Source organism: Kocuria sp. CPCC 205260, from assembly GCF_040981045.1.
In the GTDB taxonomy this organism is placed as follows: domain Bacteria; phylum Actinomycetota; class Actinomycetes; order Actinomycetales; family Micrococcaceae; genus Kocuria; species Kocuria palustris.
The window spans coordinates 70,876-82,345 of record NZ_JAVKPT010000009.1; the positions used below are offsets into that span (position 1 = coordinate 70,876).

Sequence of the window (11,470 nt, forward strand, 5' to 3'; positions counted from 1 at the left end):
CCCAGAGGCAGAGGAAGACGATGGCCGACTACCCCCTGAACGATCGGGGATCTCTGCAGGTCGTGACCGAGAACTTCTACGACGCGGAGATCATCCGTGTCTTCGGCGACCTCCCCCTCGGAACCCCCCGCAGCTACGACGGCCCCGCCGTCCTGGTCCCCGAGCCGGACCACCCCGTGGACCCCACCACCATCACGGTGCGCATCAACGGCCAGCGGGTGGGGCACCTGGCGCCGCAGGACGCCGAGCGCTACTGGCCCTCGATCACCCGCGTGGTCGCCTCCGGCTACGACGCCGTGGCCACGGCGCACCTGAAGGCCTCCCTGGTGGCCGCCGACGACTTCACGGAGGTCGATGCCGACCTGCGCCTGGACCTGGCCGCCCCGGACCTGCTCTTCCCCCTGAACTCGGCCCCGCAGCGGGCCACCGTCCTGCCGCAGGGCTCCTCCATCAAGGTGCTCGACGAGTCGCAGCACGCCGAGTACCTGCATTCCGTCCTGCCGCGGACCGGCGAGGGCCGGGTCATGCTGACCCTGGAGGTCAACCAGGTCCGCACCCCTGCCGGCGAGCACGTGGATATCGTGGAAGTGCTGCACCAGCGCCAGGTCGTGGGACGGCTGTCCACGCAGCTGTCCGAGGTCTTCATCCCGGTGATCCGCCACGCCTTCGACCACGACCTCCTCACTGCCGCCTGGGGCACGATCCGCGGCACCTCATACGAGGTCTCGCTGACCGTGCAGGCCGCGCGCCCGGACATGATCCCGGACGAGTGGTTCGAGCGCCTCCCGCGCGAGTTCCTCCCGCTGGAGCCCGAGGCAGACAGCTACCGCGTCCCGAACGCCTACGTCCCCTCCGAGCTCGAGGCTGCGCGGCCGTCGCGCTGGCGCCGTCGCTCCGGTGGGGCCACAGGCACCGCGGAGACGACTCACGGCGCGTTCCCCGGGCTGGCCGGTCGCGGCGAGCAGGAGGACACGCAGTCCCCCAAGCGCGCCCCCAGGGCCTCGGGCCGCGGCTCGTCGCGAGCCCACCCCCCAGGATCGCAGGCCGAGCGCGCCGGCGGCGGGCGCCAGGTCCAGGGCGGTCGTCCCGACGGCACGTTCGTGGGCCTGCTGGCGATCACCGCGGCCCTCGTGGTGCTCGGGCTGATCTTCGTGGGTCGTGAGCCGCTGGTGACCGCCCTGTGCCTGATCGTCGCCCTGGCGGCCGGTCTGATGGCCTTCTACCTGCGCTCGGTCATGCCCGGGTCCACGCGGCGCTCCGAGCAGGACAGCGCCGGGCTCGACGACGACGCGCGGCAGCAGGTCGGCACCGGGCCGGACACGCGCGATGACATCCCCACCGTCGCCGAGCCTGCGCAGCGCGACAAGACGCCGAACGAATCCTGACCCGCCCCAGAATGCTCTCGCGGCGCGAACGGCTCTTCCAGATCCTGGAGGTCCTCTCCCAGCACGGCTTCGGCTTCGTGCTGGCGGGCCTCAAGCCCGAATGGCGCGCCCCGCTGGAGCGCGTGCGCCTGGTGGACCCGGACAAGCTGCGCCCGCAGCCCGTCCACCTGCGCCTGGCGCTCGAGGAGCTCGGGCCCACGTTCGTGAAGCTCGGCCAGCTGGCCTCCACGCGCCCGGACCTGCTGCCTCAGGAGTACGCCCGCGAGCTGGCCCGCCTCCAGGACTCGTCCCCGCCGATCCCGCCGGATCGCATCCGCGAGCTGCTCGAGCAGGAGCCGGACACCGCCGCAGAGGAGATACTGCGCCACATCGACCCCGTCCCGCTGGCCACCGGCTCGATCGGGCAGGCCCACACCGCGGTCTACGACGGCATGGACGTCGTCGTGAAGATCCGCCGCCCAGGGATCGTGGACACCGTCAACCGCGACCTGGAGGTGCTGCGCGAGCTCGCCGTGCTGATCACGCGCTACTGGCCGGGCGTGGGCGATCAGGACCTGACCGGGCTGGTGGACCAGTTCGCCGCCTCCATGCGAGATGAGCTCGACTACCTGGCCGAGGCCCGCAGCACGGAGCGGATGCGCGAGCTGTTCGCGGGGCATCCGTCGCTGATCGTGCCCGCTGTGGTGTGGCAGGCGACCTCCTCAAGGGTGCTGACCACCGAGCGCATGTCCGGCATGAAGATCACGGATCACACGGCCCTGGACGCCGCCGGGGTCGATCGCCACCAGCTGGCCGTGACGGCCACGGAGATCCTGTGCCAGATGATCTTCGTCCACGGCTTCTTCCACGCCGATCCGCACCCGGGGAACCTGTTCATCCACTCCGACGGCTCGATCGCCATGATCGACTTCGGCATGGTCGGCAGCCTCTCGGAGGAGTTCCGCGATGCCCTGGTGACCATGCTCGTGGGCGTCTCCCAGGGCAATGCCCGTCGCGCCACCACCGGGCTGCTCAAGCTCACCGACCGCGCCTCGGAGAACCTGGACCGCGCCGCCCTGGACCGCGATGTCGAATCCATGATCCGCAGCTACGCCGACCGGCCCCTGGCCGAGGTGCGGATGGCGGCGCTGCTGTCCGACCTGGTGGCCTGCCTGCGCCGCCATAGGCTGCGCCTGCCGCGCGATTCGGCGCTGTTCCTGCGCATGGTGATCACCGCCGAGTCGATCGGCAAGGGCCTGGATCCCGACTTCGACCTGATCTCCGTGATCCGCCCGTTCGCCCGCCAGTTCGTGCTGCGCCGCGTCTCGCCCGAGGCGCTGCTGCACCGGGTGCGCGGGCTGGTGGAAGAGGCGGTCCAGCTGGGCCAGGACTCCCCCGACGTCATCCGACGGATCATGTCCGTGCTGGAGAACGGCGGATTCGACGTCCATCTGCGCGCGGACGAGCTCGAGCCTCTGCTCAACCGCGGCGAGCGCATCGGCCACCAGGTCATCGCCGGCGCGGTGATCGCGGCGACGATCAACGGCATGTCCCACGTGGTGGCCTCCGAGCCGCAGCGCTACGGCCGCTTCCACGTCCCGCTGATGATCGGCGGGACCGGAACGGTCGGGGTGCTCTCGGCGTATCTGGCGGCCTCCACGGCCACCCCCAGAGTGCGCCGGGTCGTCTCCTCGCTGCGTGAGCGCAGACGACGCACACGGTGAGCTCGGCTGACCCGATCCATCGCGTGCCCGCCTCTGCCCACCTCTGCTGGTGTGTGTTCACGTGGTCCGATCTCGTCCGCGCCGTCCACACAGACGGGCGCGAAAGTTGAAGCCTCATTCAGCTCGACGGGCTTTCGGGGCGACTTCGCTCCAGACCAGCCAGTAACGTCGATACCGTCGTGCACCGGACGGACTGATCCCCCCGGCCGATGCCGGCCCCTCATCGTCGCGCGACCCGCTGGATGAGGCGTGTCCTCCCACCCGTGGGGCTCCTTCCGCAGGCACAAGAGATCGAGGTCTCCCATGCCGGACATCGACTCGGCTCCCATGCTCGTCTCGGAGCCCATGAGCCTCGAAGCCGTGCGCCACGGCCGCCCGCTGAAGCTGTCCGCGCAGCAGCGCGAGAGGATCCGCCGAGGGTTCGCCGCCCTGGTGCGAGAAGGCCTCCAGTTCGACGGTGTGGACGTGGCCGGCGAAGAGCCGGTGCGCGTGATCCTGTCGATCCGCGAGCCCGGCGCCTACGACCTGCTGGCCTCCATCCGCGACGCCCGTCCGCTGCACCGTCGGCTGCTCTCGCCGCGCCGCGTCGACGAGATCTCCGTGCTGGAGGACAAGCTGCGCGAGGCCGTGGAGACGGTGCTCTCGGGCGTGCAGATGCTGCCGATCATCCTGGGGGCCAAGTCCGTGGTGGTGGGCACCGCAGCGGATCAGCTGAACCTCGTGCCCATGGTCACGGACGATCGGTACGTGATGCGGGTGCCGACCAATATCTTCGCGATCCTCCGCTCGTCGCAGCAGGCCCAGGCCGCTGCAGAGGACCTGAAGCACCTCTTCGAGCAGGACGACTCCACGGTCACCTTCGTGCAGGGCAAGGGGCCCTACACGAGCGAGGGCGCCACGGTCATGGAGGTGCCGGCGAACATGTGGGAGCGGGTGCGGGAGATGCACCCGGCCACGATCTTCGACTCCGTGCCGCGGGTCGAGGGTCCGCTGCTGCCTCTGGTCACGCGCACTCCGCGCGAGGACCTCCCCCGGCCCGCCCAGAGCGATGTGGGTCCTGAGGACCGCGGCCGACGCACCGATGTGCGGATGCCGCCGCCCGGCCCCCTGCTCTGAAGCTGCGGCCGTCTCAGGCGGCGCCGGGCTTCGCGTCGGCGTCCATGCCGGCACCGGGCTCCGGGTCGGGATCGGTGCTCCGCCGGTCGATCGGGCGCTGCACCTGCGCCCCGCGCACGAACTCCAGGACGCGATCGGTCGCGATGACCATGTGCTGGATCCGGCTGCGCTTGTCCTCCGCCCCGTAGGCCAGGGAGACGGCACCCACTCCCTCTCGCGTCAGCCCGGAGAGAAACTCCCGCATCTGGGCGTCGAAGCTGCCGTGCAGCAGCCCGTAGTCGACCTCCGGCGAGACGCGCAGGTGCTGGCCGTCGTCGGCCTCGGTCAGGTCCACGTGACCGCAGCGCACCTCCCGCACGGTCTGCGGCGCGGCCAGCACGAAGCCGAAGGCCCGCACGATCTCCACGAGCCCGAGGACGCTCAGGTGCAGGGCCTGCTCCGCGGTGCGGACGGGCTCCGGATTGTCCGCGCCCAGCGGCGTCGGCTGATCACCGGCGCGTCCTCGCACATCGGCGACGACCTGTGCCTCGAACACGACGGCACCGGGGCCGGGCTCGTAGAAGCTCATGCTCAGGCCCTCCTCCGGGAACCGCTCCGGAGGACGATGGTGGGCGTAGAGCGTGCGAGCCATGGCCTTGAGCGCCATGTAGGACCGGCGCACGACGTCCCGGTCGATCTCGATCGGTCGCCCGGCGGGGTCGTCGACCCGCATCACCAGGTCGATCGATGCCCTGTTCAGAGGTGTCATCTCCCGAACCTCTCCTCGGATGTCCAAGACGCCGTCCCGAGCGTCCTCTGCACCGTCGCGGAGTCATGCGCTCCAGGGATGGGGGCGCTCGGCCTGCGCGGATTCATGCTGTAATCCAGGTCACTGTCCGGTGTGAAAATCTCAGTCACGTCCTGCGGTGCTCGTTCTCGGTCGTCTTCGGCGCGGCCCTCAAGCACGCCGATCCGCCTCCTGCAGCGGGATCCGGGCCATGAGCTCCCAGGTGTCCAGCTGGCGCCCGAAGCTCAGCTCGCCGCCGAAGATGTCCACGCGCTCGCTCAGGCCGACCAGTCCGAGGCCGCCCTCCAGGAAGATCTCCCGGGGCAGTCGGGCGCTGCGGCTGCGGGCATCGCGGACCAGGTTGCGCACCCGGATCACCGCGATCGAGCGGCCCTGCGGCGTGGTCTCCAGGCTGGCGCTGAGGCTCACCGGCGCGCTCGGGATCCCGTGGCGGATGGCGTTGGCGGTGCCCTCGCGCAGCACGCGCTGGCACAGGGACCGCACGCTCGTGGCGATCTCCTCCCAGCCGTCTCCGCGGGCGATCTCGACCCGGTCGAATCCGGCGTCCTCGAGCAGCTGACGACACCGGTCGAGGGCGGTCTCCATGGAGTCCGTGGGCGCGGTGGGACGCTGCGCACCGGTCTGATCGGTGCGCAGCGCCTGGTGCTGGGGAGCGATCCCGTCCTCGAGCGCGGTGGCCTCCCCCGCCTCCTCCTGCAGGGCCGAGACCATGCGGCGCAGGTCCTCGATGGTGCCCGAGGCTCCGTCGGCGATGTCCTGCAGCACCCGGCGCTGCACCTGCGGCTCCCCGGAGAGCAGCCCGGCATTGGCCCGCAGCGCGGTGGCCGTGACGTCGTGGGCCACGAGGTCGTGCAGCTCGCGAGCCAGGTCCCGGCGCTCGGCCGAGCGCACTCCGGCCACCTCGGTCTCCAGCTGGGCGACCCGCAGCTGGGTGAGCCGGGTCCGGCAGCGGAAGAAGCGGATGGTCCAGCCCACGGCAGAGCCGGCGAAGATCATGAAGGCCAGCAGGAACGCCTGCATGCGGATGGTGACGGTGTCTCCGAGCCCCACCAGGGACAGGGCCGCCGTGAGCTGGGCGAGCATCAGCAGCATGCCCACGCCCCAGCGGTTCCACATGCACAGGATGACGCAGCAGATGATCGCCGGGGCGACCACAGCGATCGGCTGCTGGCTGAGCAGCACCATGGCATAGGCCACGGTCAGAGCCACGACGCACAGACCGCGGTTGATCCACACGCAGATCAGCGGCAGGAAGATGACGATCAGCGTGAAGGACAGCGCCTGCCCGCTCAGCCAGGCCTGCCCCATGAGGCTGCTGATGACCTGCAGCCCCAGGAAGACCAGGACGATCAGCAGCATGGCCGCTCGGAACGGAACGGGAGGGGCGAGGACCGCGGAGTCGGCCAGCTCCGGCCATCGGCTGTCCACGGCTGCGGTGAAGCGTCGCCAGAGCCGGGGAGGCTCGAGCAGATCGGCCCTCATGGCCCACTCACCGCAGCAGCCTGGATCACCCTCACTGCCCTCCCAAGGGGCCCACGACCAGGCCCGACGCTTCCGATTGATGCTGCAGCGATATTATCCATCGGTCAGCGGGATGTCGTTGAGTGCATGTACTTGTCCACACTTGAGACCCTGCGCCGGCTGTCTGTCGCTCGGCCTCCGTCGTTACGATGATCGGCGACCTGGCCGATGTCGGCCGTCCCGGCCCACAGCTCGGCCGTCGGACAGACTTGGAGCAGCGATGACCACGGATCAGTCTCCGGAGCCCGGTTCCGACGAGCTGCTGAGCGTGCTGATCGCCGATGACGAGGCCGTCGTCCGCGAGACCATCTCCATCTATGTGAGCAGCGCCCCCGACATGCAGGTCGTGGGGACCGCCGCGGATGGGCGCGCGGCCGTGCAGATGGCAGAGACCCTGCGTCCGGACATCATCCTGATGGACATACAGATGCCGCGCGTGGACGGCGTGGAGGCCGTCGCCGAGGTGCTTCGGCTCCTGCCGCGCACTCACGTGGTGATGATCACGACGTTCACCTCCCGAGAGGCCGTCGTTCCCGCCCTGCGCGCCGGCGCCCTGGGCTACGTCCTGAAGTCCGATCCGCCCGAGCGGCTGCTCTCCGCGGTGCGCGAGGCCGTGGCCGGACGCACCCAGCTCTCCCCTGAGGCCCTCGAGGCGGTGGTGGGGCATCTGCGCGAATCGGACAACCGGGCCAGCCTGCCCGCCTCCGTCACGCTGACGGCCCGCGAGTCCGAGGTGCTCAACCACCTGGCCGAAGGCCACAGCAACCGGGAGATCGCCGAGCTCATGGTCCTGTCCGAGAGGTCCGTGAAGCTGCACGTGACGAACATGGTGTCCAAGTTCCAGGTCCGCGACCGGCTGCAGCTGGTCATCGCCGCTCACAAGGCCGGGCTCATCCAGCTCTGAACCGCGAGCCTTCGGGCACGACGCGCCCCACCCAGGGCCGTCGCCACCCCGAATCGGGGACAGCCGTATGACATCCTTGGTGACGGATCCCACCCGCCGATGAGTGAAAGAGTCACCGATGCCGCTGACCGTGATGCCGATCTACGGAACCCGCCCGGAGGCCATCAAGATGGCCCCGATCGTGAAGGCCCTCCAGGACTCCGATGAGTTCGAATGCGTGGTGACCGTGACCGGCCAGCACCGTGAGATGCTCGATCAGGTCAACGAGATCTTCGACATCACCCCGGATCATGACCTCAACATCATCCGCCCCCGCCAGACCCTCAACGGCGTGCTCACCCGCACCGTCGAGGGCCTCGATGCGATCTTCGAGCACAACGCACCGGACGCCGTCGTCGTCCAGGGCGACACCACCACCTCCACCGCCGGTGCGATCGCCGCGTTCTACCGCGGGATCCCCGTGATCCACGCCGAGGCCGGGTTGCGCTCCTTCGACCTGTTCTCCCCCTTCCCGGAGGAGGCCAACCGCAAGATGACCTCCCAGATCACCTCCCTGCACCTGGCCCCCACCGACATCTCCAAGCGCAACCTGACCGCGGAGTCGATCAACGGCGACGACATCGTGGTCACCGGCAACACCGTGATCGACGCCCTGCACCACACCGTGGCCAAGCAGCTGCCCTTCTCCGATCCCCAGCTCGAGGAGCTGGCCGCCTCCGGGCGCCGCGTCCTGCTGGTCACCACGCACCGCCGCGAGAACCAGGGCGATGCCATGCGCGGCGTCGGCCGTGCACTGGCCCGCATCGCTGAAGCCGAGCCCGAGCTGACCATCGTGCTGCCGGCCCACCGCAACCCGGTGGTCCGCGAGGCCGTCCTGCCGGCGCTGGAGGGCCTGGACAACGTCCTGGTCACCGAGCCGCTGGCCTACGGCGAGTTCACCCGCCTCCTCGGCGTCTCCCACGTGGTCCTCACCGACTCCGGCGGAGTCCAGGAAGAGGCCCCGTCGCTGGGCAAGCCCGTGCTCGTGATGCGCGAGAACACCGAACGCCCCGAAGCCGTCACCGCCGGCACCGTCAAGCTCATCGGCACCGACGAGGAGCGCATCGTCGAAGAGGTGAACAGCCTCCTGCACAACGACGCCATCTACGACGCCATGGCCAACGCCGTGAACCCCTACGGCGACGGCAAGGCCGCCGATCGCACCGTGGCCGCGATCGCGCAGATGTTCGGTGTCGGAGAGCGGATCGCGGACTTCGATCCGGAGGCTCAGCCGGAGGGCTGAAGCCGCCACCTACACTCCACCCATGATCCATCCGAAGACCTATCCGTACGGATTCTGCCTCGCACCGCGGAGCATGGCCGTCGCGGCACCGGAGTCGTACTCGGCCCGAGAGATCGCTGACGACTACACGCTCTCGTTCGATTCGCGACGTCAGCTGACGGTGTCGCGAACGGACCAGGGCACGGAGGTGCTGGTCTACGGACGGTGCTATCTGCTGGGTGATGATCCGGACGGCAGCATCCCCTCCGAGCCGGCGTCCCGTCTTGCGTCGGCCCTGGCTGTCTCCGAGACAGCCTTCCTCGATGCCCTGGACCTGATGGCTGGTCGCTGGATCGTGATCACGGTCCAGGATTCTGAGATCACCGTCTATCACGACGCCGCGGGCACCAGGTCGGTCTACTTCGACCCTGCCCGCGGCATCGCGGCGGCTCACGCGAACCTGATCGGCGAGGTGCTCGACAGCCCCCCATCGGGGGTGGTGAAGCCGTCGTTGACCTGGGATCTGTCTCACCGCACCGGAGTCCGAGCCTTGCTGCCCAACCATCGGCTCCACCTGCGCTCCGGCCGGTTCGAGCGCTACTGGCCCCGCCAGGCGAATCCTTGGCTCGAGCGCTCGGAGGCCGATCGCCTCCAGCGCGTCAGCGAGCTCTGGCACCAGCAGATGCAGCAGGCGACGACGAGAGAGGACCGGCTGCCGATCTCCTTCGCGCTCAGCGGCGGTCTGGACTCCCGAGTCGCCCTGGCGCTGTCGACGCCGTACCTCGGCCACCTCCGGTGCTACACCTACGGGGCTTCGTCGACGGCCAAGGAATCCAGCGTCACCGTGCTCGAACGGGACATCGAACTCGTCACTCCCCTGGTGGATCTGCTCCGCCTGGACCACCGCGTCCTTCGGGGCTCGCCGTCAATGCGCACGCTGAGCGCCGAGGAGACGGAAGCGCTGGGGAAGAACTCGCTGACGGTTCATGGGCGATGGCTGCTCCCCCGCTACCTCGAGGAGTTCCCAGAAGCCGACGGCCTGGTCATGAGGGCCAACGCCTTCGAGATCGGACAGCACAAGTGGGCGTCCCCCACTGATGCAGATACTGCGGCTACCGCCAAGGCACTGTGGCTCAAGCGAGCGACGTCGGCTGGTGTCGAGATACCTGGTGAGTCGTTGCAGGCCCACGTGAACCGAGCGTTCAAAGAGCAAGAGCTCGCTGGAGACCTTCACGGCTACCAGGCCTCGGATCTCACGCATTGGGAGTACCGTCTGGGCCGCTGGGCCACAGAGGTCTTCAACGAGATCGATCTGGCCTTCGAGCCCTTCGTGCCGCTGAACTGTCGGGCGATGATCACTCCGCTGTTGGCATTCACACGGCAGCAACGAGCTGCGCACTACGCATTCCGCGAAGTCATCAATACGACGAACCCGGTTCTGAACTTCTTCGGCATCAACGACCAAAAGAATCTTTATGAGCAGATGAGAGATGACCGATCGCGCGTCGATTCTGACGAATCGACGAACGCCTTGTCGAAGGGACAGGCTCCGAGGTCTTTTCGCCTGCCCCTGAACGACTTCGCTCAGAAGCGGTCCAAGTCCTTTCCCCTCGTAGAGGCTCCCGCCCAGGGGGCCCTTGACCTCACCCTGCGAACATTCTGGGCCTGCCCGCCTGGCCCCCCGAGCTTTGAATATCGGATTGCTATGGATGGAATGGAGCTGCTCACGATTTCCGTGCCTGGTGAACCCAGCGAGATGACGGTGTCCCTGCGCAGTCTCCGTGAAGGCGCACAGGTGGAGCTGGCGATCATCCCGCTGCGCGAGAGGACGCAGGCGAGCTGGGAACGAGCCACCCGGATCGAGGTCGCCTGCACCTCCTTCACTCCGGCAGAGGTCGACGGCCCGGCAACAGCTCGCATCACGAGCAGAAAGCCGACTGCATGACGTCTGCTGAGTCCACCGCAACCTTGAAAGTCGACATCGACAAGCTGATCGACCTCCCTCGTTCACTGTTCGTCGCCGACGAGCCCCTCCGTCTGGATGTTCAGCTATCCATCGGCGAGACGCTCCCGCTGCTCATCGTTGCCCGCCCCGGCGCGGACAGCGTCCTCATCTTGAACAACGGCGCTGTAGATCTGGAACGCTCACAGGGCAGGCCCGTCTTCCAGCGGTCTACGTGGTCCTCAGAAATACACAGTCATCAGATCTACGTCTGCGACCCCGGCACGGTGGGAGACGATGCCTTGTCCTTGAACTGGATGCAGGCCAAGATGCCGTCGTGGATGCCCACACAGGTGACGAGGGCCGCACGTGTGGTGTCAGCGAAGCTCGGCGCGCCGTCGCCGGATCAGCGCACCTATTTCGGCTCCTCCGCCGGGGGGTACGCGGCCCTTATCGAACTTGCCGCAGATCGCGGTGCCAAAGCTATCGTGAACAACGCCCAGTTCGATTGGACGAGATGGTACGCACACCAGGTCAAGGCGGTCCTGGATGCGAGGTATGCCGGACGACTGGCGGCCGACGTCCGGAAGAACTGGCCACACCGGACAAGCGCCCTCAAGCAGCTGGCGAGAAACGACCAGCCGCTGCGGATCGAGTACTGGGTGAATATGGCGTCGAAATACGATCGAGAGATCCCCCTGAAGCACTTCGACGACTTCTTCGCGAGGCATCCAGCACTGTGCGACGAAGTCGCCGTCCGCCGCTACCACGACGCCGCCATGGGGCACAATCCGATGCCGCAGAGCCGGACGATCGAGATCCTGAATTCCCGCTCCTGGATCTGAGTCCGG

At 68.4% G+C, this 11,470-nt stretch carries 9 protein-coding genes; 7 read left to right on the forward strand and 2 right to left on the reverse strand.

What is annotated here, in order from left to right; all coding sequences use genetic code 11:
- Positions 1 to 20: 20 nt before the first annotated feature.
- The 3 genes from RF645_RS12025 to RF645_RS12035 all read left to right on the forward strand — a co-directional run bounded on the left by RF645_RS12025 (position 21) and on the right by RF645_RS12035 (position 4,204).
- Positions 21 to 1,385: a hypothetical protein gene (locus tag RF645_RS12025; RefSeq protein WP_006215549.1), complete on the forward strand. Its 1,365-nt coding sequence runs from the start codon at positions 21 to 23 to the stop codon at positions 1,383 to 1,385.
- Between the two features lie 11 nt (positions 1,386 to 1,396).
- A complete protein-coding gene (locus RF645_RS12030) occupies positions 1,397 to 3,088 on the forward strand; it encodes an AarF/ABC1/UbiB kinase family protein (RefSeq protein WP_251715268.1) in 1,692 nt (563 codons plus the stop codon).
- 303 nt (positions 3,089 to 3,391) lie between these two features.
- The gene (locus RF645_RS12035; protein ID WP_006215547.1) at positions 3,392 to 4,204 is read left to right on the forward strand and encodes a hypothetical protein; all 813 of its coding nucleotides are present in this window, start codon (positions 3,392 to 3,394) and stop codon (positions 4,202 to 4,204) included.
- 13 nt (positions 4,205 to 4,217) lie between these two features.
- Here the strand turns inward: RF645_RS12035 and RF645_RS12040 are convergent, their stop codons facing one another.
- Complete coding sequence (locus RF645_RS12040; protein WP_006215546.1) at positions 4,218 to 4,952, reverse strand: hypothetical protein; 735 nt, start codon at positions 4,950 to 4,952, stop codon at positions 4,218 to 4,220.
- A gap of 189 nt (positions 4,953 to 5,141) precedes the next feature.
- The gene (locus RF645_RS12045; RefSeq protein WP_350869033.1) at positions 5,142 to 6,473 is read right to left on the reverse strand and encodes a histidine kinase; all 1,332 of its coding nucleotides are present in this window, start codon (positions 6,471 to 6,473) and stop codon (positions 5,142 to 5,144) included.
- 259 nt (positions 6,474 to 6,732) lie between these two features.
- Between RF645_RS12045 and RF645_RS12050 the strand changes: the two genes are divergently transcribed.
- The 4 genes from RF645_RS12050 (at position 6,733) to RF645_RS12065 (ending at position 11,464) form a co-directional block, all read left to right on the forward strand.
- Positions 6,733 to 7,416 carry a response regulator gene (locus RF645_RS12050; RefSeq protein ID WP_368819148.1) on the forward strand — a complete coding sequence of 228 codons (684 nt, stop codon included), beginning with the start codon at positions 6,733 to 6,735 and terminating at the stop codon, positions 7,414 to 7,416.
- A gap of 118 nt (positions 7,417 to 7,534) precedes the next feature.
- On the forward strand, positions 7,535 to 8,698 hold the full coding sequence (wecB, locus tag RF645_RS12055; protein ID WP_368819149.1) for a non-hydrolyzing UDP-N-acetylglucosamine 2-epimerase: 1,164 nt from the start codon (positions 7,535 to 7,537) through the stop codon (positions 8,696 to 8,698).
- Between the two features lie 22 nt (positions 8,699 to 8,720).
- A complete protein-coding gene (locus tag RF645_RS12060) occupies positions 8,721 to 10,622 on the forward strand; it encodes a hypothetical protein (RefSeq protein ID WP_368819150.1) in 1,902 nt (633 codons plus the stop codon).
- Positions 10,619 to 11,464: a hypothetical protein gene (locus RF645_RS12065; RefSeq protein WP_368819151.1), complete on the forward strand. Its 846-nt coding sequence runs from the start codon at positions 10,619 to 10,621 to the stop codon at positions 11,462 to 11,464. Before RF645_RS12060 ends, RF645_RS12065 begins: the two co-directional genes overlap by 4 nt.
- Positions 11,465 to 11,470 lie beyond the last annotated feature (6 nt).